The following is a 25,694-nucleotide window of genomic DNA, read 5'->3' as shown; positions in this document are numbered from 1 at the left end:
CATGGTTTTTTCCGCATATGGCAGAAGCCGCTTTTCTAATCCGCGCTCCTTACCATTATTAATATGCCTTTTGCAAACGAAAAAGTACCTCGTGAATGAATGAGTTCGTTACTAATACATAGTGTGGAACCCAGAGGAATATGACAATTATCAAGGGGATATTTAAAACCGTCGAGTGTCAGGCCGTCTGCCGCTTCCGTAAACGGAATGAAAGAAATATAGCGTCTGCACGCTTTTTCTTCAATTGTATAACGGCCGGGCCCGAACATCTGAATGTCATTCTGCCGGTCGATCAGCTCGACATCGGTGTTCTTATGTAAGGCTTTATACAGCAGCTGGATGTTCCCTAAAAAATGATCGGCTCTTCCGCCCGTCACACCGAATACCCGAATGTTTTCCGGTTCTTTTTGTAAAGCCCAGTCAAGGGCGAGTTCAAGATCGGTATAATCTTTTTCCGCCTGATACACATGGAGGGCCGGCGCCGCTTTTTGAATCTGCATGAGCTCCTCTTCCGTAATGCTGTCAAAATCACCGAAAGCTTCCTGCGGAATGATTCCGGCCTCCAAAAGAGCAACCGTCCCTTTATCGACTCCGACCCACATCGTATCTCCGTCTGTGTATTCGGATAGATCGGGAATAAGCTCCCGCGGGCCGCCCGCAACGATATTGATTGTCTTCATATGTTATCCTCTCTCTTAGACGCGAAAAGAGCCGGCGGCTTTCACCGGGCTCTTTTTCAGCATGTTTATGATGCGTTTCGGATGTCAGCGATGGCTTTTTTCCGATCCGGCTGATTATATACGGCAGACCCGGCAACAAGCAGATTGGCGCCCGCTTCAGCGCATAAAGGGGCTGTTTCTTTATTAACGCCTCCGTCCACCTCGATTAAAAGCTCAGACAGGCCTTTCTCCTCAGCCAGCTGTTTGACCTGACGGATTTTCGGCAGAACCGAATGAATGAAGCGCTGTCCGCCAAAACCGGGGTTAACCGTCATTAACAGCACAAGGTCAAGCTCCTCGATCACATGTTCAATCGTTTGGACGGGCGTATGCGGATTGAGCACAACTCCCGCTTTTACTCCCTGCTCTTTTATCAATTGAATGGTCCGGTGAAGATGCGGACACGCTTCAGCATGAACGGAAAGGATGTCCGCACCGGCTTTTGCGAATGCCGGGATGTAGCGGTCCGGGTTTTCAATCATAAGATGGACATCCAGCGGCAGATCAGTCACCGGACGGACGGCTTCAACGATAAGCGGCCCGATTGTAATGTTAGGGACGAAATGGCCATCCATGACATCAATATGGATATAGTCCGCCCCTCCTTTTTCCACGTCTTTAATTTCCTCGCCCAGTGAAGCAAAATCGGCGGAAAGAATTGATGGCGCAACCTTAATCATATTAATACCTCGGCTTTCTCTCTTTTATTTCCTGCATAAATTCTTTGTAATGCTCATAGCGGTACGGCTGAATCTCTCCTTCTTCCACCGCTTGCTTTACCGCGCATTTCGGCTCTTTAAGATGCAGACAGCCTCTGAATTTGCAAGAGGCGCTTATTTCTCTGATCTCAGGGAACGTGCTGCCCAGCTCTTCTTCCTCAATGCCGGTAAATTCAAGCGAACTGAACCCCGGAGTATCCGCAACCAGACCGCCTGATGTATGAATGAGCTCCACATGGCGCGTCGTATGTTTTCCGCGTCCCAAATGCGCGGAAATCTCGTTTGTTTTCAGCTCAAGCTCCGGGCTGATCGCATTTAAAAGCGAAGATTTTCCGACTCCGGACTGACCGGCAAACACCGTCGTTTTGTTCTCGAAGTGTTTCACAATGCCTGTTAAGCCGCTGTTTTCTTTTGATGACGTCACATATACGTCATAACCGATCGCCTGATAGTCTTTCACGTAAGAAAGTATCGCCTCTTTCGATTCCCCGTCTGCAGCTAAGTCCATTTTGGTTATGCAGATGATCGGGTGAATGCCGTTGGCTTCCACAAGGACGAGAAAACGGTCCAATAAAGACGTGCTGAACGCCGGCTGAACGGCAGAAAAGACAAGAACGGCCTGATCGACATTTGAAATTGGCGGCCTGATCAGCTCGTTTGTTCGTTCTTTGATTTCCAGCAGGTAGCCTTCTTTATCATTTTCAGCCTGATAAACGGCATAATCGCCGACCAGGGGCGTTATTTTATTTTTTCTGAAAATGCCCCGGCCCCTGCATTGAATGATCTTGTCCTGTGATTCATCCAAGACATAATAGAATCCGCTTAACGCTTTTATAATTTTGCCCTCAGGCATAGGGTCCCTCCTTGTCAGTCATTATCTTTCGGGTATTCAATCGTTTTGTAGCTGACGACTTTATGATCGACCATCACTTGATAATACCCCTTCTGTCCCTGATCAATCTTCAGTTCAATTGTTTTTTCAGTCGGCTCTTTTATTTTAAATGAGTCATACGTATCAGAGATGCTGTGGTCCTTATCATCGATGGCGATTTGCACTTCAAGCTCGTCCCCTTCATGTTCGGGTTCGTAAGGAATGCTGATTTTTTCTTTTACCGTTTTCGCCGGTTTTTCTTCAGGTCCGAGCGAGAACGTCACTTCAACATTACTTCCCGGCTTAACCGCAGTGCCGGCTGCCGGCTCTTGCTTCATGACTTGTCCTTCCGGCACGTCATCTGAATGGGCTTGTTTTTCAACAAGCTGCAGGCCGTTATCTTCAAGATACCCTGAAGCCGCTTCTTTGCTGTAAGTCTTTAAGTCCCTCAGCGTAACGTCCGCCGGGCCGAGGCTGACCGTTAGATTGACTTCATCGTCGCTTGCGACCATGTCGGTGCCGGCTGACGGGTTCTGATCAATTACGGTGCCGGCCTCGCTGTCATCGTTCTCTTCTTTGACATTGACATGTTTGAAGCCTTTTTCCTTCAGCGCTTTTTTTGCGTCGCCGATCTGCCGCCCTTTCACGTCGATCAGCTGGGTTTTCGGTTTTCCGATGCTTTTGTACAGTTTTACAGAAGAGCCTTCTTTAACGGTAGACCCCGCTTTTGGGTCCGTTTTGACCATTAATTCCTCTTCTATTTTTTCATCTTCAATGTCCGTTATATCAGGATCCGCCCGGAGCCCGTTCTTTTCAAGCAGGGCTTCCGCTTTTTCGTACTTCATGCCCCGTACGTCGGGGACGCTTACATCTTTAGGCATAAATAAAGACGGAAACACGGTGACCGCAAGAACAGCCGCCATAATGAAAATGAAACAGACGGCCAGCAAAACCCACGGCCATTTCCGTTTTTTCTTTTTGGCGGGCTGCTGTTCCTTATCATCCGTCTCCCCCGGCGTTTCCGCCTGAGGCGCGGCTTTTGCGCCGTCAGTAATAACGGGAATGGCTTTTGTCATTTCCTCATCATCCTGCACGGAAAATTTTTGTTCATTCAGCCTGCCGGCGTCAAAAGCCGTTCTGATGTCCGCTTCCATGTCCTCGGCGCTTTCATAGCGGTGAAACGGGTCTTTAGCGGTTGCCTTTAAAATAATGTTTTCGACGCTCTGCGGAATGGAAGGGTTCCACTTTCTGGCGGAAGGCGTTTCTGTTTGCAGATGCTTTAGCGCTATACTCACGGCTGATTCTCCGTCAAAAGGAATTTTACCTGTTAAAAGCTCAAACAGCACGATGCCGAGCGCGTAAATATCTGATTTTTTCGTTGCCAGACCGCCTCTCGCCTGCTCCGGAGACAAATAATGAACCGAGCCCAGCACAGAATTCGTATGTGTGATTGTCGTAGACGTAAGCGCTGTGGCGATGCCGAAATCCGTCACCTTGATATGCCCTAAATGATCTATCAATATATTGTGCGGTTTAATATCCCGGTGCACGATATGGTTTTGATGGGCATGGGCGATGGCCGAGACGATCTGCTCCATAACGGACAGCGCTTCTTTCGGATGAAGCGGTCCGTGTGCGTTTATGTATTCCTTTAATGTCATGCCTTCCACATATTCCATGACAATGTAATAAATATCGCCTTCCTCCCCGATATCGTAAATACTGACGATATTCGGATGATCGAGGCTTGATGCCGACTGTGCTTCTCTTCTGAAACGCCTGATAAAATCAATGTCATTCACAAAGTCAAACCGCAGAATTTTAATTGCGACTTCACGTTCGAGAATGATGTCCTCAGCTAAAAAAACGTTTGCCATTCCGCCGCCGCCAATGGGCCGGAGGATATGATAACGCCCGCTGATCCGCTTGCCGGTTAGCACTTGTCTTCACCCTCTTTTGCATCTGCGGAAAACTCAATCAACACAGCCGTGATGTTATCTTCGCCGCCGTTTTGATTCGCTTTGCTGATGAGAAGGTCGACTTTTTCCTGAGGATCAGATTCGGCTTGAAGCATTTGTTTGATCTCGTGATCTTCTATTTTATTTGACAGTCCGTCAGAGCATAAAAGCAGCTGATCGCCGTCAGACAGTTCAAAAGAACTGGCGTCGGGACTGATGGTTTCATCTGTCCCCAGCGCTCTCGTCAATACATTTTTCCGCGGATGGTGCTCGGCGTCCTCTTTCGAAATTTCCCCCGTCTTGACCAGCTCATTCACAAGCGAATGGTCTTCAGTCAGCTGAGTGAATTCCCCCTCTTGAAGCAGGTAGCACCGGCTGTCACCGATATGAGCCACAGTGACAAACTTCCCGGTGAATAAGGCGCAAACAACAGTGGTGCCCATTCCCCGGCATTCTTCATTCGCTTTAGCGTGGTCATGTACTTTGACATTCGCCTCATGAATCCGGTCTTTCAGCCAATTCTCGCAAGCAGACGGCAGAGATGGAACCGTTTCGGTCCGGTTCCACTGCTCTTCCATCGCCGCAACCGCCATCCTGCTCGCTACATCTCCGGCAAGATGACCGCCCATGCCGTCGGCGACAACCGCAAGCACCGCGTCTTCTTTTGTGAAAATGCCCGCCGCATCTTCATTATGCCGGCGGACTTTACCTGTATCTGTTTTCAAGGCTGTAATCAACCTCTTCACCTCGTCTCGTCTTGACGCTCCTTCGCGCGAAGCTGACCGCAGGCCGCGTCAATGTCATGGCCTTGCTCTCTTCTGATCGTGACATTTACACCGCGGGATTTTAACGTTTTTTCGAATGCGAAAATCTGATCTCTCGGTGTGCGGACGTAATCCCGTTCAGGCACATAGTTTACCGGAATTAAATTGACATGGCATTTCACGTCTTTTAACAGTTCTGCAAGCTCTTCTGCATGTTCGACCTGATCATTTACGCCACCGAACAGCCCGTATTCAAAGCTGATCCGTCTGCCTGTTTTCTCGATGTAATATTTGACGGCCTCCATAAGGTCAGGAAGCTTATAGGCTTTGTTAATCGGCATCAGACGGCTTCTGATTTCCGTATTCGGAGCATGCAGAGAAATCGCGAAATTGATCTGCATTTTTTGATCGGCGAAATCGTAAATCTTCGGAATGATTCCGCTGGTGGAAACTGTGATATGACGCGCTCCGATGTTCAGCCCTTTATCGTGGTTAATGATTTTTAAGAAAGCGAGCATTTCATTGAAATTATCAAACGGCTCTCCGATTCCCATGATGACGACTGAGCTGACGCGTTCATCCGTTTCATCAAGCGCCTTTTGCACTTTCACGACTTGAGCGACGATTTCTCCCGCTTCAAGATTCCGTTTCAGTCCGCCGAGCGTTGACGCGCAAAATGTGCAGCCGATCCGGCAGCCGACCTGTGTCGTTACACATACAGAATTACCATACTCGTGTCTCATTAAAACCGTTTCGATCGTATAACCGTCATGAAGCTCAAATAAAAATTTCATCGTGCCGTCTTGAGATGTCTGTTTTACAGCCGTTTTCAGCGTTGTCAGCACAAAATTGCTCTCGAGTTTTTCACGCAGGCTTTTTGAGAGGTTTGTCATTTCATCAAATGAAGAAACCCGCTTCTCATAAAGCCATTCAAAAATCTGTGCTGCGCGGAACGGCTTTTCGCCATTCTCGGTCAGCCATTGTTTGATTTCATCTAATTCAAAAGAGTAAATGGACGGCTGCTCAGTCCGCAGCTCTTTCCGTACGCTTGTCTTTTTTAATTGTGTCATTTTTTATCCCTTCTTTCTCATGCTGCTAATAAAGAAACCGTCTGTTCCGAAATAATGCGGAAGAATTTGAAGGCTTCCATCCTGAACAAAGGGTCTCGCCTTTTCAGGCAGCCGCTTTTCAAGAGACAAATCGGGTTCAAACTCAGGGTGTTCTTGTATAAACGCATGCATAACTTCTTCATTTTCTGTCCGGTCCATTGTACACGTACTGTATACGAGTGTGCCACCTTTTTTTACTAATGGGGCGATTTCCCTTAAAATGCCGAGCTGGATTTCTGACAGCCGTCTGCTGTCCTCCGGCGTCTTCGTATATTTCATATCGGGTTTTCTTCTGATGACGCCGAAACCTGAGCAAGGGGCATCAACGAGAACACGGTCAAACCGTTCTGCGCCAAAGGCCTCTCCCGCTTTTCGCGCATCCATCGTTTGCGCGTCGATGATCGTAAGCCCGAGCCGTTCTGCGCCCTCTTTAATCAGCTTCACTTTATGGCGGTGAAGATCAAGCGATGTGAGGCTCCCCTCGTTCTCCATCAGTTCCGCAATGTGAGCCGACTTTCCGCCCGGTGCGGCGCATGCGTCTAAAACGGTTTCGCCCGGCTTCGGGTCCAGCGCCCGCGCGACAAGCATTGAGCTTTCATCCTGTATGGATACCCGGCCGTTTTGGAAAAATGCCGTGTTCGCGATGCTTCCTTTTAAAAGCTTAATCGCATCAGGAGAAAGGTCTCCGGCTTCAGCTTCAAGACCGGCATTCTCCATCTCATTCAGCACCGTTTCCCTGTCGCTCTTTATGTGATTGACACGGAGCGTCTGCTTCGGCGGAATGAGATGAATCCGGCAGATCTGTTCAGCTGCCTCAAAGCCGTACGCCTCGACCCACTCTTTTACGAGCCACTCGGGATGGCTTGTCTCTGTGGAAAGACGGAGAACCGGGTCTTTAATTTCAGCGAATGACGGCGCCCCTTCACGCTGCAGGGAGCGGAGGATGCCGTTGACAAAGGACGCAATGCCCTTATGCCCGCGTTTTTTGGCGATCTCAACCGCTTCATGAATGGCGGCGCGATCCGGTATTTTTTCTAAATACTCCATTTGATACGCGGACAGACGAAGCAGCTGAATCACCCATGGCTTCACTTTATTCGGCTTGCGGATAAAAGGCTTCAGCATGTAGTCTAAGGCGATTTTATTTTGCAGCGTTCCGTAGACAAGCTCTGTCAGCAGTCCTCTGTCCTGATCGCTGAGCGTGTTCGTTTTGATAACCGATGTAAGAAGCAGGTTGCTGTATGCCTGATTTTGCTCAAGCTTCTCAAGCGCTTCAAGGGCGAGCTCCCGGACATTAATTTTCTTCATTTGCTTCTCCTAACACGTCACCGGGCTGCACATTTTTGCCTCTTACAAAATCTTCGCCCTTCATCCGTTTTTTTCCCGCCGGCTGCAGCTCTGTGATTAAAAGGGCGGTGCTGTTTCCTGATGCGACCACAATGCCGTTTTGCTCCGTGCGGATGACTGTTCCGGGCGCATCTTCAGTTTTTGCCGCAACTTTTTCAGAAGCCCATACTTTCATATTTTGACCGTTCAAAGTTGTATAGGCGACAGGCCAAGGGTTTAAACCTCTGATCTGGTTGTAAATCTGTTCTCCGGGCTTTGCCCAATCAATCCGCTCCTGCTCACGCTTAATGTTAGGCGCGTAAGTCGCTTTTGATTCGTCCTGTTTGATCGGATTAATATTTCCGGAAATGACGTTCGGGACGGTCTCTGACAAAAGCTTTGCCCCCGCTATGCTTAATTTGTCGTGAAGCGTGCCGACGTTATCCGTTTCATCAATTTCCACTTCGATTTTCGAAATCATATCACCCGCATCAAGCTTTTCAACCATATACATGATTGTCACGCCCGTTTTCTTCTTGCCTTGGAGAATCGAATAATGTATCGGCGCTCCGCCTCTTAATTCAGGCAATAGTGACGCGTGTACGTTGATACAGCCGTATTTCGGGCCGTCCAGCAGCTGCTTGGGCAGGATCTGTCCGAATGCCGCCGTAACAATCAGGTCCGGCTTCAGGCTGAGCACTTTTTCTATTTCTTCTTCGAGCCTTACTTTTTCGGGCTGAAGCACGGGAATGCCGTGACGTTCAGCTTCAGCCTTAACAGGAGGGGGCGTCATGATTTTTTTTCTGCCTTTCGGGCGGTCAGGCTGCGTAACGACACCAACCACTTCATACCCGTCTTCAATAAGCGTGCGCAGGACGGGAACTGAAAAATCGGGCGTTCCCATAAAAACGATCCTTGTCATCCAATCATCCTTCCATTTCTGCCAGTTCTTCTTCAGTGTAGTAAGCCGTAATTTTTGATGTGAATAAAATGCCGTCTAAATGATCCATTTCATGCTGAACGGCTCTGGCCAAAAAACCCTCCGCTTCTAAAATAAACGGTTTTCCTTTACGGTCATAGGCTTTTACCTTTACGTAATCCGGGCGGGTGACATCGCCGTAAACCCCTGGAAAGCTTAAGCAGCCCTCGACTCCGGTCTGTTCACCGCTCTTTTCAAGAATAACCGGATTTACAAGGTCGATCCGGCCGCTTTCTTCACCGATGTCCACGACGGCCGCTCTTTTTAAAATGCCGATTTGCGGCGCGGCGAGGCCGACGCCATCCATTTCGAGCATCGTATCGTACATATCGTCAAGCAGTTTTTTTAATTTTTTATCAAACACTGTCACTTCATCGGCAGGTGTTTCCAGAACCTCCGCCGGGTGTGTGACGATTTTTTTTACAGCCAAAATTTTGCCCTCCAAAAACTAATGTTACATCAGCATGTACGGATTCATATCGATTGAAATCATGACATGCTTTTGCGCAATGTCGCGTTTATAGTGCTCCAGTATCTTTTTCAACTGAATCTGCAACTCGTTTTCCTGTCTGTATTTTATCACGCATTGATAGCGATATCTATCTTTGATCCTGGCGATCGGGGAAGCCGCCGGCCCGAGAATTTTCGTATCAGGCCCGCATCCCGCTCTTAAATAGTTTGTAATCTTTTCTGCGGTGACCGCGGCTTTTGCCGCTTCTTCATGAGAAACGGTCACCAGCGCCACGTAATAATAAGGCGGGTATGACTGGGCCCGTCTGTGCGCCATTTCCTGCTGAAAAAAAGTTTCATAGTCATGCGTTTTCGTCAGCTGAATGCTGTAATGAGACGGTGTATACGTTTGAATGACCACCGTTCCCGGCTTTTCATGCCGCCCGGCCCGGCCGCTTACCTGCGTCAGCAGCTGGAATGTCTTCTCCGCGGCCCTGAAATCAGGGATGTGAAGCGTCGTATCTGCGCTTAATACTCCGACGAGCGTCACGTTCGGAAAATCAAGCCCTTTTGCGATCATCTGCGTACCGAGCAGGATATCCGCTTTTCCTTCACCGAACGCTGACAACAGTTTTTCATGGGCGCCTTTTCTTGAAGTGGTGTCCACATCCATCCTGATTACGCGCGCCTGAGGCAGCACTTTCGTAAGCTCCTCCTCCACACGCTGCGTTCCCGTGCCGAAAAAGCGGATATGTTCGCTGCCGCATTCCGGGCATGTTCCCGGGACAGGTTCCTCATGGCCGCAGTAATGGCATTTCAGCCTTTGTCCGTAGCGGTGATAAGTCATCGAAATGTCGCAATGCGGACATTGCGGCACATAACCGCAGTCCCGGCACATCACAAACGAGGAATACCCCCGTTTATTCAGAAAAAGGACGGCCTGCTCTTTTTTTGCAAGCTTCTCTTCCAGCTGTTCCATCAGTTCTCTTGAAAACATTGATCTGTTGCCGTTTCTCAGTTCTTCTCTCATATCAACGAGAGAAACGTCAGGCATGAGCTGGCGATTCACGCGATGTTTTAACGGAAGCAGCTCATAAACGCCTTTTTTCGCCCGCGCAAATGATTCCAATGTCGGCGTGGCGCTCCCGAGGACGACCGGACAGCTGTGATGCTCGGCCCGGCGGATGGCTACGTCCTTTGCATGATACCGCGGCATTTCCTCCTGCTTATATGAAGATTCGTGCTCTTCATCAATAATGATCATGCCGAGATTTTCAAACGGGGCAAAGATGGCCGATCTGGCTCCGACGACAAGCCGGACTTCCTTGCGCTGAATCTTCCGCCATTCATCGTATTTTTCACCTGTGGATAATCCGCTGTGCATGACCGCAACCTGTGAGCCGAAGCGGCCTTTAAAACGGTTGACCATTTGCGGTGTCAACGAGATTTCCGGAACGAGCACGATGGCTTCTTGTCCTTTTGCCAGCACTTTCTCAATGGATTGCAGGTAAATTTCCGTTTTGCCGCTTCCCGTGACGCCGTGAAGCAGAAAGACGTGATGGACATGATCGGCTACAGCTTGTTTAATCGGCTCAAAAGCGGCCTGCTGCTCTTCTGTAAGAGAGAGCGGCTCTGTTTTTTTGAACATTCTGTCCTGATAAGGATCGCGGTAAACCTCCTCAAAGCTTTCCGTAAGAAGCCCCTTTTTAAGAAGTGTTTTCAGCGTCGCGGAACTGGAATCGGTCTTTTTGCAAAGTTCGGCCGCGGAAATCTTTGCTCCCCCGCCGATAAAATAAGTAAGCACGGCGAGCTGTTTAGAAGCCTGCTTTGTCAATGAATCTGCGTGCCGGGCGAGTTCTTCTTTGTCCGCCCCCGCTTCGATCATGCGGATCATTTTTTTATTCGTTTTTTGGGCGACTTTATATGTGACATCAATGCTTCCTTTGCGCACGAATTTTTGAAGTGACGAAAGAATGCTTTCATCGGTAATATCCGAGTACAGAAGACTTTTTTGATTCCTGAAAAGCTGTTTGATGTCCGGTGTCAGCGTTTCTTCGTCAACGACTTTCAGCTCTTTCTCGTACTTCGCCTTCATTGCGGCGGGCAGCATTGCCTGAAGCGCCGTGATTTTAAACGACAGCGTTTTGTCAGAAAGCCATGAAGACAGCTGCACCAGTTCCTCAGTCAGAACGGGCGTCAAATCAAGAAGCTTCTCGACTTCCTTCATTGAGCCGCCGTTTAATTCAGACGAATCTTTCAAACCGGTCACAAATCCTTGAAGCTTGCGCGGGCCAAACGGGACAATCACCCGCATGCCGACTTCGATCATCCCTTTTAAATGATCGGGAATTTTGTAATCAAAGGGTCTGTCAATGTTTTTAGAGCTGACATCGACAATGACTTCTGCTACATTCATACGGGTTTTCGGTCCTCGGCTTTCAAAGCGGTCATTTCCTTCAGCATTTCAAAGGAAACGTCAAGTTTAGACATAAGCGCAAGCTCCCGTTTTCTTCCGTCCCGGAAATAGAAGGTGACGACATTCGTATCCGTGCCAAATCCGGCCCCTTCTGCTTTCACATCATTCGCAACGATCATATCAAGGTTTTTCTGTTCGAGTTTTCTGCGCGCATAGCGTTCGACGTCTTGCGTTTCAGCCGCAAATCCGACCAGCAGCTGGTGTGTTTTCCGTTCGCCGAGTTCTTTCAGTATGTCTGCCGTACGGTTGAATTCGATCACGAGCGAACCGTCTTTCTTCTTCATTTTGTGATCAGAAACAGCCGCCGGCGTAAAATCGGCCACGGCCGCCGTCTTAATCACCATGTCGCATGAATCAAACACAGAAAGCACGGCTTCTCTCATATCAGCTGCCGATTGCACAGGAAGAAACTGATACAGCCCGACTGGCGGCTCTATTGACACCGGGCCTGAAATCAGCGTCACCCGCGCCCCGAGACGGACGGCGGCTTCAGCAGCGGCGTAGCCCATTTTGCCGGTGGATTTATTTGTGAAGAAGCGGACAGGGTCCACGGCTTCGCGCGTCGGACCGGCCGTAATGACAATATGTTTTCCTTTCAGCGGCGCATCGTCTTCAGGCTCCTTAAAATGCTCTCTGACACGCTCAACAATAAGCTCCGGCTCCTCCAGCCTTCCTTTGCCGACATATCCGCATGCCAAATAGCCTTCACTCGGTTCGATAAAGCGGACCCCGTCCTGATAAAGCACAGAGATGTTCCGTTTCACCGCCGGATGATCATACATATGGACATTCATCGCAGGCGCCACCCAGACCGGGGCCTCAGCCGCCAGCACCGTCGTTGTGAGCATATCGTCAGCAATTCCGTTGGCAAGCTTGCCGATGATATTTGCCGTAGCGGGCGCGACAATAATTAAATCCGCCCAGTCAGCGGCATCAATATGAGAAATCACCTTCGGATTTTGTTCATTAAATGTATCTGTATATACTTCATTCCGGCTCAGCGCCTGAAATGTCAGCGGAGAAACAAACTCACGCGCGGACTCAGTCATAATCACTTTGACGTTTGCGCCGGCCTGAACCAGCTTGCTCGTGAGTGCGGAAGCTTTATAAACGGCAATTCCTCCGCTTACGCATAGCAAAATGTTTCGGTTTTTCATGAAGTCTTCTCCCCTTTATGAAAGCATTGGACAAATCCCAAACGGAAAAAAATAACAACCTATGTAGAGATAGGTTGCTACGTGTGCTTGTTATTCGCTGTCTTCTCTTTCAAACGAAAGCAGGCCCGCGTCAATTTCTTCTAAAGCTTTGCCTACATATTTGTGAGAAATGGTATGTTCAATCTGCTGGTCTTTTTTGATCTGCATTTCACGCGCGCGTCTTGCAGACACGGTCACCAGCGTATATTTAGAATCTAATTTATTCATTAAAGAGTCAATTGACGGATCTAACATAAGTTATTCTACCTCCAGCATTTTCTTATATCTCGGAGCGACGCGTTCACGTTTTAAGTGCTCGGCGAGAACGATTGCGTTAATCTTATCACAAGCCGTTTGGATATCGTCGTTTTCAACGACATAATCATACGCGTCCATCATTTCGATTTCAGCTTTTGCGGCATTCATTCTGTTTTCGATTAAATCGTCGGTTTCAGTTCCTCTTGTCACGATTCTGTTTTTCAGCTCAGAAAGACTCGGCGGCGCTAAGAAGATAAACAGGCCTTCCGGAAATGCATTCCGCACTTGGAGCGCGCCCTGCACTTCAATCTCTAAGAAGACGTCTTTTCCTTCTTGAAGCGTCTGTTCGACATAATCAACGGGCGTCCCGTAATAGTTGCCGACATATTCTGCCCACTCAAGCAGTTTGTTGTTTTCAATCATGCGTTCGAATTCATCTCTAGATTTAAAGAAATAATCGACGCCATCGACTTCGCCCTCTCTCGGGTTTCTCGTCGTGACTGAAATTGAGTATTCAAATTTCGTGTCCTGTTGTGAAAATATTGCTTGCCGAACCGTTCCTTTTCCAACTCCGGAGGGACCTGAGAGAACGATTAATAACCCTCTTTCTTTCATGCGGCAATTACCCCTGCCCTTCATCCATAATTTCTTCTTTCACAGAAAGTCTGTGTGCAACTGTCTCAGGCTGGACGGCAGATAAGATAATGTGATCACTATCCATGACGACAACTGCACGGGTTCTTCGTCCGTATGTAGCGTCTATTAGCATTCCGCGGTCTCTTGCATCCTGGATCATTCGCTTTATTGGCGCAGACTCCGGGCTGACAATCGAAATCATCCGATTGGCGGAGATGATATTGCCAAATCCGATATTAATCAGTTTAATCGTCATCTTCTACGTTCCCCCTGTAAAATAGACGTCTCTAGTGTAACCTGAAGAGGCCGTCTGTAAACAATACGCACAGTCGCTATTCTATATTTTGCACTTGTTCCTTCAATTTTTCAATAGAACTTTTCATTTCAACGACAAGCTTTGTGATTTGATGATCATTGGCTTTTGAGCCGATCGTGTTCGCTTCCCGGTTAAGCTCCTGAACAAGGAAATCAAGTTTGCGGCCGACTGCCCCGCCTTCTTTTAATATATCACGGAATTGAACAAAATGGCTCTTCAACCTGGTAATTTCTTCCGTTATATCAGAACGATCGGCGAAAATGGCGCATTCCGTGATCAGCCTGCTTTCGTCGAGCGCATCCTCCGTCCATTCCTTCATTCGGGCGTAAAGACGCTCGCGGTATTGAATAACAACGGCCGAAGCGCGCTCTTTCACCTGTTCGGACAGCGTCTCAAGCCGCTCAATGTGCAGAAAGCAGTCTTCCGCCAAAAGCCGTCCTTCTTTTTCCCTCATGTCACAAAGTTCCTTTACAGCCAGCTCAGCGGCTTCCCTGATGACTTCTTCAAGCTTGTCATCACGCATCTGTTCTTCGTGTATCTGCGCAATATGTTCAAATTTAAAGAACTCCATTGCATCGGGTTCTGCGGCCAGGCTGTAGCGCTCTTTCATGACGCGTGCGGCGCTCACATATTCATCAAGGAGCTCCCAATCGATGTTCAGGCTTCTTTTTATGAGCGCGTCACTGTTTACAGTGAGAAACAGTTCTACTCTTCCGCGCTGTATATGCTGCAATATCGTTTGTTTCAGCTTATCCTCTACATATAGCAAAGGCCGTGGCAGGCGGGCGTTCACTTCTTTGAACCGGTAATTGACGGATTTCAATTCAACGGTTGCCGAGAGATCGCCTTTTGTGCTGCTTGCGCTGCCGAAGCCTGTCATACTCCGTATCATATGAAACACCCAATTCTTTCCCGTTATCAAAATAAAAGGGCAATAGACATGCTATTACCCCTAAGATTATATCATATGGAATTATTTTTTTCTTGTCAAAAGTGAACCCGCCAGCAAAAAAGTAGGTATGCCCGACATACCGATAATCAGCATCCAATCGCCCGGCGTAATCGGCACTGTTTTGAATATCGGCTGCAGCGGCGGATAATAGATGACGATGACCATCAGGAAGATAGAAGAAATGATGGCCCCGAGCAGATAGATATTTTCAAACGGATTCCGGGAGAAAACAGACGTTTCGCTCCGGCAGTCAAACACGTGTATAAGCTGAGCCAGGACAAGAGTCGCGAATGCAACGGTCTGTGCGTAGGGCAGATTTTCAGGATTGCGGTGATAGACGATGATAAACGCTAAAATGGTTGCAGCTCCGATTAAAAACCCTCTTGATACGACTTTCCAGCCCAGTTTTCTCGCAAACACTCCTTCTTTCGGGTGCCGCGGCTTCCGCCTCATCAGGTCTCCTTCCGGCTGATCCATACCGAGGGCCATCGCCGGCAGCCCGTCAGTGACTAAGTTCACCCACAGTATCTGAATCGGAACGAGCGGCAGCGGCAGAGCGAGAAGCATCGCAAACAGCATCACTAAAATTTCACCGACGTTGGAGGCGAGCAAATAACGGACGAATTTTCTTATATTTTCATAGATATTCCGTCCCTCTTTTATGGCTGATTTAATCGTAGCAAAGTTATCATCTACCAGAATGAGAGAAGAGGCTTCCTTTGCCACATCCGTTCCCGTCACGCCCATGGCAACACCGATATCTGCCTGCTTTATGGCCGGCGCGTCATTAACCCCGTCTCCCGTCATGGCGACGACGTGTCCGTTTTCCTGGAACGCTTTGACAATTTTCAATTTATGTTCAGGCGACACGCGTGCGAAGACGTAGACATCATCGACCGTTTCGATAAGTTCTTTCTCCGTAAGCTCATTCAGCGTCTTGCCGTCCATCACACGCCCCTTTTTCGGAAGAAGACGCAAATCTTTTGCAATGGCCTTTGCCGTTTCGACGTGATCCCCTGTGATCATAACCGTTTTAATGCCGGCTTCACGGCATTCTTTAATCGCCTGTCTGACCTCCGGACGGGGCGGATCAATCATGCCTGACAAGCCGAGTATCGTCAGATTTTTTTCCGCCTGCTCCATTGTCGGCTTTTCTCCGGGCTTAAGCGGTTTATAAGCAATCGCGATCGTACGCAAAGCTTGCGACGCCAGCTCTTTCAGAACCGCTTCCGTTTCTGCTTTCTTTTCTCCTGAAAATGGCGCGCTTCTTGCGTCGTACATCAGATGTGACGAGCGGTCAATCAGCACATCGGGCGCTCCTTTAGTGATGACGAACTGCTTTTTTTCCTGATTCTCTACAATGACGGTCATCATTTTGCGGACGGAGTCAAACGGAAACTCGGCAACCACGCGGTAGTGCCCGCTGAGCCAATCGTTTGAATAGCCGCCCTTTCTTGCAGCCGTCAGCAGCGCTCCTTCTGTCGGATCGCCGTCGAGTACATAATGGCCGTCTTTCAGTGCGATTTCGGATGTGTTGCACAACGCGCCGAAAACCAGCATCTGTTCAAGAATCTTCTCATCTTTCGGCTTGATTTCCCGCTCATCTCGGGTGAAAACGCCCTCCGGCTCATAGCCGATGCCTGACACTTTAAATGTTTTTCCCCCTGACCACATATGGGTGACGGTCATTTTGTTTTGTGTCAGCGTGCCGGTTTTATCAGAACAAATGACAGAGGCGCAGCCCAATGTTTCAACCGCCGGGAGCTTTCTGACAATTGATTTTTGTTTGATCATGCGCTGGACGCCGATTGATAATGCCACCGTAACAATGGCGGGAAGCCCTTCCGGAATCGCAGCGACGGCCAATGACACCCCGGCCAAAAACATGCTGTAAAGCTCATGTCCCTGTAAGACGCCGACTGCAACGACCAATACCGTTAAAAGGAGCGCGACGATAATTAAAATTTTGCCGAGCTCTTCAAGTCTTCGCTGCAGCGGTGTCGAAAGGCTGCCGGCGGATTCCAGCATATCGGCGATTTTCCCCATTGCCGTATTCATTCCTGTACCGACGACGACGCCGACACCGCTGCCGCGCGTTACGATCGTACCCATAAACGCCATATTGCTGATGTCGCCTAACGAAACATCCGGCTTTCTCAGTTTATCAGCTTGTTTAACCACCGGAATTGATTCCCCGGTCAGCGCTGATTCCTCAATTTCAAGGCTTTTCGCTTCAACGATCCGCACATCCGCGCCAATCCGGTCGCCGCTTGAAAATTTCATGATATCGCCGGGAACGAGCTCCTTGGACTGAATTTTCTTCCAGCTCCCGTCCCGCAACGCTGACACATACGGCGTTGACAGCTCTTTTAATGCATGTAAAGACTTTTCCGCCCGCCGCTCTTGAAAAAAACCGAGAACCCCATTGACAAATACAATCGCCATAATCGCTACGGCATCTACATATTCGCCTAAAAAACCGGATATTAAGGTTGCCGCCAGCAGCACGAGCACCATAAAATCTTTAAATTGGGCGAAAAACACGGCGATCGCCGGTGTCCTCTTGCCCTCCTGAAGCTCGTTCGGTCCGTGCTTTTCAAGGCGTTTTTTCACCTCTTTTTCGGTCAACCCCTGTTTAATGGACGTATTTGTTGCTTTCAGCAAATCGGTTTGTCCCATTTCATGAAACTTCATTCTTCTCGTCCACTCCCCTGCCTCGCTTTAGAGATGTCACTCTGTAAACAAGCTTATTCTGACTCGTCCCTTTTCATGCTATAATTATCGAATGCAGGAAGAAGGAAAGGGTGTTTTATATGTCTTTTGATGGCATGTTTACATACGGAATGACACATGAATTAAACAGCCGGATCGCCGGAGGACGGATTACGAGAGTCCATCAGCCTTTTAAGCACGATGTGATATTCCATATCCGCGCTAACGGAAAAAACCATAAATTATTATTATCGGCGCATCCGAGCTATTCACGGGTGCACATGACAAACCAGGCCTATGAAAATCCGAGCGAGCCGCCGATGTTTTGTATGCTGCTCAGAAAGCATATAGAAGGCGGATTTATTGAGAAAATAGAACAGGCCGGATTAGACCGGATTATGATATTCCGGATAAAAAGCAGAAATGAAATCGGCGACGAAACCGTCAGAACGCTGTATGTTGAAATTATGGGGCGGCACAGCAATATTATTCTGACTGACGGAGAAGGAGCCATCATCGACGGGCTGAAGCATTTATCTCCGTCGATGAACAGCTACCGGACCGTTCTGCCGGGCTATGATTACAAGCTTCCTCCCGCTCAGGAAAAAATTTCGCCGCTTGCCGCGGATGAAGAGGACGTTTTGCGTTATCTCAGTTTTCAGGAAGGACGGCTTGACCAGCAGATCGTCAGACACTTCTCCGGTGTTTCTCCGCTGTTTGCAAAAGAAGCCGTTCACAGAGCGGGTCTCGCTAACAAAATAACGCTGCCGAAAACGCTGATTGAAATGTTCCATGCCGTGAAAGATTGCAGGTTTACACCGAACATTACGACAGCCGGCGGAAAGGAATACTTTTATCTCCTGTCTCTCACACATGTAAACGGAGAGGAGCGCACCTTTCACTCACTGAGTGAGCTGTTGGACCGGTTTTATTTCGGCAAGGCGGAACGCGACCGCGTCAAACAGCAGGCTCAGGATCTTGAGCGGTTTGTCGCAAATGAACGGAAAAAGAACGCCAATAAGATAAAAAAGCTGGAAAAGACGCTCGACTACTCAGAAAATGCGAAGGAATTCCAGCTATACGGCGAACTGCTGACGGCAAATTTGTATATGCTGAAAAAAGGTGACAAGGAAGCGGAAGTCATCAATTATTATGATGAACAAAGTAAGACTGTGACCATCCCTTTAAATCCGAACAAAACACCGTCAGAAAACGCGCAGATGTATTTTACAAAGTATCAAAAGGCGAAGAATTCCGTCGAGGTAGTAAAAGAACAGATCCGTCTGGCCGAGGAGGAAATCGCTTATTTCGATCAGCTGATCCAGCAGCTCTCCTCCGCCTCCACAAAGGATATTCACGAAATAAGGGAGGAGCTTGTGGAAGGCAAATATCTGCGACCGAAACAGCAGCGAGGACAGAAAAAACAGAAGCAGCACGTTCCTGTTTTGGAACAATATGAATCTTCACGGGGATTGACGATTCTTGTCGGCAAAAACAATAAACAAAATGAGTACTTAACGACAAAAGCTGCCGCAAGGGATGATTTATGGTTCCACACGAAAGACATTCCCGGTTCCCACGTTGTGATTAAAAGCAGCGATCCGGATGAACAATCCATACTGGAGGCGGCTGCGATCGCCGCTTATTTTTCCAAGGCGAAAGATTCCGGCTCCGTTCCCGTTGATTATACAAAAATCAGACACGTGAAAAAGCCAAACGGCGCAAAGCCCGGATTTGTCACCTATGACAGCCAGCATACCGTATTTGTCACACCTGATGCCGACCTTGTCATACGGCTGAAAAAATAAACACACCTCCAAGCTGAAACCCGCACTCAGCTTGGAGGTGTTTTTATTACGTATAAACGGAGACGAAACTCTCCCAGCCGTCAGAACCGATCTATACAGTATCTGATCAGTTTCCCGTCATGTCTGCCTGATCCGCCGGGGCCGTCTCTGATTAAAGCGGTCACACCTTGATTTGGCGGCGGATACTGTCACCTTCCCTCGCCGCACCTGAGCACATCCGGGCGGGTCTCTGACCTTTCCTTTGTATGCGGGCGGAATCCAGGCGGCGTTGGGATCAGAGAGATATTCCGCATCACTTCGCAATCCTGACCGCTTGCCGGCATATACCGTTCAAACTGCCCGCTTTCGTTTTGAATTTCTCACATTCGGGGACTGTGAGGACAGTATAAAAAACACCCTGCCTGATGACAGACAAGGTGTTTTTTATAGTCTTCTTCTTTTCTCAAATAATCGATCCACTTCTTCAGCCAAATCAGCAGTAATGAGAGGCTCTATGTCCTCAGCCAGTCTTTTCGTATGTGCCGGGCTTGCGCCGCTTGTTGATACGGATACTTGAATGCGCCCTTTGCGGATGATCTTCGGCATATACACGCTGCCCTGTTCAGCCTCGCTTACACAATTGACCAGCTGCGTTTCAGAAGCGCTCGCGGCTATCTCCTGATTTACGCTGCGGTCATTTGTCGCGGCAATGATGAAAAAAGCGGGCGCGAGATCCTTCATTTCAATTTTACGGGAAACCCAGCGGATGCGCCCTTCATCCGCCAGCTGTTTAATTTCGGGCAGGGCATCGGGACTGATTACAGTAATATCCGCGCCTTCCGGAAGCACCGTTTTGAGCCTTCTAAAGGCAACATTGCCTCCGCCCGCGATGATAATTCTTTTTCCGCTTAAATTAATGTGCAGAGGCAGCATACTGTCCCCCCTTAAAATCAAACTGACCGCCGGGGTTTCGAACAGCTTCTGACACACGGTTCAAAAACGCCTGCTTAATATGCGGGTGAAAACCTAAGTATGAAGCGAGATGAACATTTTGATTGACCGTTTGAAGCTTTTGAACTTCCCGTTCAATCTCAGTCATTAAAAGCCCGGTAAACAGAAGATATGGAACGATAAAAACGGGTGCTCCGTCATCCTCTTCAAGGCCGGCAAACACTTCTTTATAGTGTGGATCACATGCTGTTAAAAAACAAGGGATGACTTCTTTAACAGGTGTAATCGCCTCAAGTTTTCCGGCAATCTCACTGACTGCGTTTTTAACTGCCGGATCTGTGCTTCCTCTTCCGATCAGCACCACTTTCGCCTGCTCAATGGGCACTCCGGTATCTTCAATGCGATGATGCACCGCTTTTACGACTTCATCGTCCACTCCGATCGGAACACCATATGTCACTTTTATATCGGGATGCAGGGCCGCCGCACGGGCGATTTCAGCCGGAATGTCATGTTTTGCGTGGGCAGCGGTCAACAGCAGCAAAGGCACGGCCGCAATATGAGTGGCGCCTTGTCTGACACATGCTTCAAATCCCGCTTCAATAGACGGTTCCTGCAGTTCTAAAAAACAAATTTCCTGAATGGGAACGTCAGCGTGCGGCATGCACCCTTTTAAAAACGCCGCCGACTCTGTCTGCGCTTTTTTCAGCCTGCTTCCGTGCCCGATGTATAAAATCGCCTGCTTCATTTACAACGCCTCGCTCAAATCCAGATTTTTCTGTTCAGATGCATACCAGTCCAGTTTGCAGTGATAATTGACGACATCGCCGATAACAATTAAGCTCGGGTTTTTGATTTCTTCTTTTATCACTGTGTCTGAAAGCGTGCCGACGGTGCAGACGACTGTTTTTTGCCTGTCCGTCGTTCCCCAATGAATAAAGGCTGCCGGGGTGCCGGCGTCTCTGCCGTTTTCCAGCAGCATTCTTTCAATCTGCCGGATATTTTTAATTCCCATATAAATCACCAGCGTATCAATGCCCGTCGCCAGCGCTTTCCATTTTTCTTCAAAGTCGTCTTCTTGTTTATAATGTCCCGTAACGAATGCGACATTGGAGCTCGCCTCTCTGTGCGTCACGGGAATGCCGGCATAAGCAGCAGCCGCGATTCCTGATGTAATGCCGGGAACGATCTCAAACGGAATGGCGTTTTGTGCGAGAGCCTCCGCTTCTTCGCCTCCGCGGCCGAAAACAAACGGGTCGCCTCCCTTGAGCCTTACAACGGTTTTCCCCTTTTTCGCATACTTCACAAGGAAACGGTTGATCGTATCCTGTTTCATAATGTGAAAATCCGGGAGCTTTCCGCAGTAAATCAGATCCGCTTCTTCTCCGGCATATTGTAAAATCTCTTTGCTTACCAATCTGTCATATAATATAACGTCCGCTTTCTGTATGGCTTTCATTGCCTTCACCGTTAATAAGTCCGGATCTCCCGGACCGGCTCCAACGATAAATACTTTCCCCATAGCATGTCTCCCCGATCCGTTTTGAAATCTTCCCAGAACAGCCGCGAGGCCGCACTTCAGCTATTTTACCATATCCCGCCATTGCGGGGGATATCCGGCTGATTGCGCGGCCTTTTTGGACCTATTATGCTAAGCTGTTTTTCACAAAGTCAACCAGTCTTCCGGTGCATTCTTCGCGTTCACATTTGCCTGAATCAAGTACGAGCTCAGGCGCTTTCGGCTCTTCATACGGTGAGTCGATCCCCGTAAAGAACGGAATTTCACCATTTCTTGCTTTTTTATATAAACCTTTCGGATCGCGCTTTTCACATATATCGAGGTCGCATTTCACATAGATTTCATTAAATTCGCCCTCCGCCACAAGCTCTCTCACCTGATCTCTGTCCTCACGGAACGGAGAAATAAAAGCCGTGATGACGATGGTTCCCTGCTGAACGAAAAGCTTCGCCACTTCCCCGATGCGGCGTATATTTTCCTTGCGGTCATCATCGGAAAAACCTAAGTCCTTGTTTAAGCCGTGGCGGATGTTATCACCATCAAGCACGATGACTTGATAGCCTTGTTCAAACAGCTCGCGCGCTGCGGCGTTTGCAATCGTGGATTTTCCTGAACCGCTTAAGCCCGTCAGCCAGAGGATAGAGCTTTTATGCTTGTTTTTCTGCTGGTATTCTTCTTTCGTTATTGAGGCTTCATGCCACACGATATCACGATTTGTCACTCTATTTTCCTCCTTAAGAAACGCCTGCTTCTTCTTTCGTTTTCAGCCCTTTAATCAACACCTCGACAACTTCAGGACGGCTGAATTCCGCCGGCGGCATGACGCCGCTTCGCAGCATTTCTCTGACCTTTGTTCCTGACAGAATGACGTGGTCTTCTCTGTCATGCGGGCATGTTTTGGCCGTTCCCATGTTGCCGCATTTCTGGCAGAAGAAGCTGTGCTCGAATTTCATCGGTGTAATCCCGAGTTCATCCGCTGTAAATTGATCAAACAGCTCTTGCGCTTCATATGTGCCGTAGTAATCACCGACGCCGGCATGATCGCGGCCGACGATAAAATGCGTGCAGCCGTAGTTTTTGCGGACAAGCGCGTGGAAAATGGCTTCTCTCGGCCCCGCATACCGCATAGCCGCCAAAAATACGCCGAGGAACACGCGGTCTTTCGGATAATAATGATCGAGCAGCACCTGGTAGCTTTCCATTCTGACATCCGCCGGAATGTCATCTGATTTTGTTTCACCGACGAGCGGGTTCAAAAACAGGCCGTCAACCGTCTCAAGCGCGGTTTTTTGGATATATTCGTGGGCGCGGTGGACCGGATTTCTCGTTTGGAAACCGACAATGGTTTTCCAGCCCTTTTCTTCGAAGCTTCGTCTTGTATCGGCAGGTTCAAATGTAAACTCGGGAAACTGCTTTGACGCTTTTTTAACTAATGTGATCGGCCCGCCGACATACGTATCGCCGCGTGAAAATAATTTTTTCACGCCCGGATGCGCGGCATCATCGGTTTTATATACGTGAACGGCTTCTTTTTGTTTATCCGGCGTATAAATATCTTCGATGTCGACTACGCCGTATGTTTCTCCGCCGTAAGTCAGTTTCACCGTGTCGCCGACGGCAAGCTCAGCCGCTTTTTCTGAATCGACCGGAAGCGTGATCGGCAGGGACCAGACAACCCCGGATGCCAGACGCATATTTTCAACGACTGACACGTAATCTTTTTCTGTGAAAAATCCTTCAATCGGGCTGTACCCCCCGATCCCGATCAGCTCTAAATCAGCGAACGAAATCAAATCAAGCTCAATTTCTTTTTGGACGGATGTAAGATCATACTGCTCATTTACCCGATTAATTAATGTTCCTCCGTGCGGTGCTAAACTCATAATACATGATTCCTCCCAGTTAACAGATAAATAAACTCAGATTAATAGTTAAATGCCTCCGCCTTGTTCATGGACAGAGCGTTTCTCTTTTCGGATGGCTTTCATCAGACTGGCGGCTCCGCCAGCTGCCAAAAGCACGCTGGCCATCATAAAGATGGAATAGTAATCTCCTTTTAACAGCAGGGAGACAAGCAAATACGAAATCGACAGTGACAAAAACGGTGAAACGACCCATACTTTGAGCATCGTTTTCACGACTTCTTTATGAAAAACGTTCGGCCCGTTTTTGGCCATTCCGATACCGATAATTGATGATGATGTGACTTGCGCCAATGGGACCGGCAGACCGAAGACGGAACTGATAATGACAAGCCCCGCGCCGGTTCCTGAAAGCAGTATGCCTTCTCCGGCTGAAAATCTCGTAATCTTTTTCCCGTTGGTTTCAAGCACTTTGCGTCCTAAAAGCAGAGCGCCGAGAGCGACAAAGATGCCTCCGTACAGCGTTCCTTTGGACACGCTGAGCACGCCCGCAGCAACCAAAGGGCCCACCGCATTTGCGACATTGTTCATTCCGGCTGAAAAAGCTTCCCAAAACCCCGCAATCAGCAGCACAATCCCCAAAATCTTCTGTTTCCGACTCGAAATGACTCGAATATTCAGAGAACTGAATACCTTCGAGACGAGAAACGTGAAACAGAACGCGACAAACGGTACAAGCACCCAAAAAATCACGATGACCAAAAGATGCTGTAAAAACAATACTTTGTACGCGACGCCGACACCGACAATCGCCCCGACAGTGACCTCACTCGTCGACAGCGGAATGCCGAGCACATTCGCCGTAAATAATGATAGCGCCGCCGATCCGATAATAATGCAGACAATGGTGAGCGAAATGGTTTGTTCGGGAATGATTCCGCCGCTGATCGTCTTAACGACTTCACCGCCGCCGATAACCGCCCCTGACAGGACTCCGGCCGCGCAGATGATCAGCGCATACGTTTTCTTTTTAACTGCGCCGGACCCGTAAGCGACTCCCATTGAAGCCGCGGCTCCGCTGGCTCCGATATTCATGGCAAAAAACAGGCAGAATAAAATAGCGGCTAATTCCATCGTGCAGCTCCTTTATTCATGCAGTCCGCATTCTGTTTTCGCCATGCCGTTCCATCTGCCGCTCCGCAAATCTTCCGCGGTAAACGCAGGTGAAGTGCACGGTTCACAGCCGATGCTAGGATACCCCTGATCGTGGAGGATATTGTAATCCAGCTCATGCTTGGAAGTATATCTCCAGATGTCTTTCCATGTCCAATGGATCAGCGGGCATACTTTAATCGATTGAAACTTGTCGTCTTTATTCAGGAAATTCGTATTCGCCCGGCTCGGCCCTTGATCCCGGCGAAGGCCGGACAGCCATGCCGGATGCCCTGCGAGCGCTTCTCTTAACGGCAGAATTTTTCTGATGTAGCAGCACTGGTTCGGTTCTCTTTCCCACAGTTTATCTCCGTGAGCCTCGGCCTGTTCTTCAAGAGTAAGGCTTGGCTTTTTCAGGATAATGTTCAGTCCCGGGTAACGCTCTTTCACTTTTTCGATCGTTTCATATGTTTCTTTAAAGTGAAGACCCGTATCAAGAAACACGATTTCCGCGTCTTTCTTTACTTTAGAAATTAAATCGATCAGGACGATGCCCTCAATCCCGAAGCTGCACGCGTAAACAAGCTGGTCTCCGTAGTGGCCGTATGCCCATTTTAAAACGGACAGCGCGCCTTTATAGGAATCGTCTTCCGGAAATGTAATCGCCGGCTCTTCCCATGTGTCATACGTTAGCATTTTTCCTTTCCTCCTCCCGGAGACAATCAATCAGCTGTTGTTTTCTGCCGGTTGTCTTATCCCTCAATCTTTTTTTCATATAAAAAACTTTCAATCCAGCGGAATGAAAGACAGTGACCCGGTATAGCCCTTATCTTCAAAATGCTGTGCATTTTTCTGGATGCGGCACCTTGCATGACACGCAGGTTGCCGGGCGTCATCGGTCCAGTCCCTCAGCCGCTCTTGATAAGCTTTTTAGATTTGTACTAAATTTTAGCACAATTCTAACAGAAGTCAACCCGAGTTT

24 protein-coding genes and 1 riboswitch are annotated in these 25,694 nt (G+C 48.6%); of the genes, 1 reads left to right on the top strand and 23 read right to left on the bottom strand.

Going from position 1 to position 25,694, the window contains the following annotated elements:
• Positions 1 to 35: 35 nt before the first annotated feature.
• The 16 genes from BR62_RS0115680 to BR62_RS0115605 all read right to left on the bottom strand — a co-directional run bounded on the left by BR62_RS0115680 (position 36) and on the right by BR62_RS0115605 (position 17,423).
• A complete protein-coding gene (locus BR62_RS0115680; protein ID WP_007409754.1) occupies positions 36 to 680 on the bottom strand; it encodes a thiamine diphosphokinase in 645 nt (214 codons plus the stop codon).
• Positions 681 to 745: 65 nt separating this feature from the next.
• On the bottom strand, positions 746 to 1,399 hold the full coding sequence (rpe, locus tag BR62_RS0115675; RefSeq protein WP_032871447.1) for a ribulose-phosphate 3-epimerase: 654 nt from the start codon (positions 1,397 to 1,399) through the stop codon (positions 746 to 748).
• A gap of 1 nt (position 1,400) precedes the next feature.
• Positions 1,401 to 2,291 (bottom strand): ribosome small subunit-dependent GTPase A, encoded by an 891-nt coding sequence (gene rsgA, locus BR62_RS0115670; protein WP_007409752.1) that lies wholly within the window; start codon positions 2,289 to 2,291, stop codon positions 1,401 to 1,403.
• A gap of 14 nt (positions 2,292 to 2,305) precedes the next feature.
• Entirely contained in the window at positions 2,306 to 4,249 is a 1,944-nt protein-coding gene (gene pknB, locus BR62_RS0115665) for a Stk1 family PASTA domain-containing Ser/Thr kinase (protein WP_012117534.1), read from the bottom strand.
• On the bottom strand, positions 4,243 to 5,004 hold the full coding sequence (locus BR62_RS0115660) for a Stp1/IreP family PP2C-type Ser/Thr phosphatase (protein WP_032871444.1): 762 nt from the start codon (positions 5,002 to 5,004) through the stop codon (positions 4,243 to 4,245). The genes pknB and BR62_RS0115660 overlap by 7 nt, the downstream gene beginning before the upstream one ends.
• A gap of 5 nt (positions 5,005 to 5,009) precedes the next feature.
• A complete protein-coding gene (rlmN, locus tag BR62_RS0115655; RefSeq protein WP_003154339.1) occupies positions 5,010 to 6,101 on the bottom strand; it encodes a dual-specificity RNA methyltransferase RlmN in 1,092 nt (363 codons plus the stop codon).
• 3 nt (positions 6,102 to 6,104) lie between these two features.
• Complete coding sequence (gene rsmB / locus BR62_RS0115650) at positions 6,105 to 7,448, bottom strand: 16S rRNA (cytosine(967)-C(5))-methyltransferase RsmB (RefSeq protein WP_020955807.1); 1,344 nt, start codon at positions 7,446 to 7,448, stop codon at positions 6,105 to 6,107.
• Complete coding sequence (gene fmt, locus BR62_RS0115645) at positions 7,435 to 8,388, bottom strand: methionyl-tRNA formyltransferase (RefSeq protein WP_032871442.1); 954 nt, start codon at positions 8,386 to 8,388, stop codon at positions 7,435 to 7,437. The genes rsmB and fmt overlap by 14 nt, the downstream gene beginning before the upstream one ends.
• 4 nt (positions 8,389 to 8,392) lie before the next feature.
• Complete coding sequence (gene def / locus BR62_RS0115640) at positions 8,393 to 8,875, bottom strand: peptide deformylase (protein ID WP_012117530.1); 483 nt, start codon at positions 8,873 to 8,875, stop codon at positions 8,393 to 8,395.
• Between the two features lie 24 nt (positions 8,876 to 8,899).
• Positions 8,900 to 11,311, bottom strand: a complete 2,412-nt coding sequence (gene priA / locus BR62_RS0115635; protein WP_032871440.1) for a primosomal protein N' — start codon at positions 11,309 to 11,311, stop codon at positions 8,900 to 8,902.
• Positions 11,308 to 12,528, bottom strand: coding sequence for a bifunctional phosphopantothenoylcysteine decarboxylase/phosphopantothenate--cysteine ligase CoaBC (gene coaBC, locus BR62_RS0115630; protein WP_003154345.1), 1,221 nt, complete (start codon positions 12,526 to 12,528; stop codon positions 11,308 to 11,310). Before coaBC ends, priA begins: the two co-directional genes overlap by 4 nt.
• Positions 12,529 to 12,618: 90 nt before the next feature.
• Positions 12,619 to 12,822, bottom strand: coding sequence for a DNA-directed RNA polymerase subunit omega (rpoZ, locus tag BR62_RS0115625; RefSeq protein WP_003154346.1), 204 nt, complete (start codon positions 12,820 to 12,822; stop codon positions 12,619 to 12,621).
• 3 nt (positions 12,823 to 12,825) lie between these two features.
• On the bottom strand, positions 12,826 to 13,440 hold the full coding sequence (gene gmk, locus BR62_RS0115620) for a guanylate kinase (protein ID WP_003154347.1): 615 nt from the start codon (positions 13,438 to 13,440) through the stop codon (positions 12,826 to 12,828).
• 7 nt (positions 13,441 to 13,447) lie between these two features.
• Entirely contained in the window at positions 13,448 to 13,717 is a 270-nt protein-coding gene (remA, locus tag BR62_RS0115615) for an extracellular matrix/biofilm regulator RemA (RefSeq protein WP_003154355.1), read from the bottom strand.
• Between the two features lie 76 nt (positions 13,718 to 13,793).
• Positions 13,794 to 14,669 (bottom strand): YicC/YloC family endoribonuclease, encoded by an 876-nt coding sequence (locus tag BR62_RS0115610; RefSeq protein WP_007409745.1) that lies wholly within the window; start codon positions 14,667 to 14,669, stop codon positions 13,794 to 13,796.
• 81 nt (positions 14,670 to 14,750) lie between these two features.
• Positions 14,751 to 17,423, bottom strand: coding sequence for a calcium-translocating P-type ATPase, SERCA-type (locus BR62_RS0115605; RefSeq protein WP_032871438.1), 2,673 nt, complete (start codon positions 17,421 to 17,423; stop codon positions 14,751 to 14,753).
• Between the two features lie 119 nt (positions 17,424 to 17,542).
• Here BR62_RS0115605 and BR62_RS0115600 point away from each other — a divergent pair, with 119 nt between their 5' ends.
• Positions 17,543 to 19,249, top strand: coding sequence for an Rqc2 family fibronectin-binding protein (locus tag BR62_RS0115600; RefSeq protein ID WP_025284708.1), 1,707 nt, complete (start codon positions 17,543 to 17,545; stop codon positions 19,247 to 19,249).
• A gap of 423 nt (positions 19,250 to 19,672) precedes the next feature.
• On the opposite strand, the gene BR62_RS0115595 is transcribed toward BR62_RS0115600, so the two are convergent.
• The 7 genes from BR62_RS0115595 to BR62_RS0115565 all read right to left on the bottom strand — a co-directional run bounded on the left by BR62_RS0115595 (position 19,673) and on the right by BR62_RS0115565 (position 25,408).
• Complete coding sequence (locus BR62_RS0115595) at positions 19,673 to 20,161, bottom strand: precorrin-2 dehydrogenase/sirohydrochlorin ferrochelatase family protein (protein ID WP_032871436.1); 489 nt, start codon at positions 20,159 to 20,161, stop codon at positions 19,673 to 19,675.
• On the bottom strand, positions 20,142 to 20,927 hold the full coding sequence (locus BR62_RS0115590) for a sirohydrochlorin chelatase (RefSeq protein ID WP_032871435.1): 786 nt from the start codon (positions 20,925 to 20,927) through the stop codon (positions 20,142 to 20,144). The genes BR62_RS0115595 and BR62_RS0115590 overlap by 20 nt, the downstream gene beginning before the upstream one ends.
• Entirely contained in the window at positions 20,928 to 21,701 is a 774-nt protein-coding gene (gene cobA / locus BR62_RS0115585) for a uroporphyrinogen-III C-methyltransferase (protein ID WP_007409740.1), read from the bottom strand.
• A 124-nt stretch (positions 21,702 to 21,825) separates the two neighbouring features.
• Complete coding sequence (gene cysC, locus BR62_RS0115580; protein ID WP_007611313.1) at positions 21,826 to 22,419, bottom strand: adenylyl-sulfate kinase; 594 nt, start codon at positions 22,417 to 22,419, stop codon at positions 21,826 to 21,828.
• A gap of 13 nt (positions 22,420 to 22,432) precedes the next feature.
• Complete coding sequence (gene sat, locus BR62_RS0115575; protein ID WP_007409738.1) at positions 22,433 to 23,581, bottom strand: sulfate adenylyltransferase; 1,149 nt, start codon at positions 23,579 to 23,581, stop codon at positions 22,433 to 22,435.
• Positions 23,582 to 23,629: 48 nt separating this feature from the next.
• The gene (locus tag BR62_RS0115570; protein ID WP_007409737.1) at positions 23,630 to 24,694 is read right to left on the bottom strand and encodes an inorganic phosphate transporter; all 1,065 of its coding nucleotides are present in this window, start codon (positions 24,692 to 24,694) and stop codon (positions 23,630 to 23,632) included.
• A 12-nt stretch (positions 24,695 to 24,706) separates the two neighbouring features.
• Complete coding sequence (locus BR62_RS0115565) at positions 24,707 to 25,408, bottom strand: phosphoadenylyl-sulfate reductase (protein WP_003154369.1); 702 nt, start codon at positions 25,406 to 25,408, stop codon at positions 24,707 to 24,709.
• Between the two features lie 127 nt (positions 25,409 to 25,535).
• Positions 25,536 to 25,640: riboswitch (SAM riboswitch) on the bottom strand.
• Positions 25,641 to 25,694: the final 54 nt, after the last annotated feature.

The organism is Bacillus sp. UNC69MF (assembly GCF_000746035.1).
GTDB lineage: Bacteria > Bacillota > Bacilli > Bacillales > Bacillaceae > Bacillus > Bacillus velezensis.
Note: the sequence above shows the minus strand (reverse complement) of the source record. Positions and strands in the feature narration are given on the sequence as shown.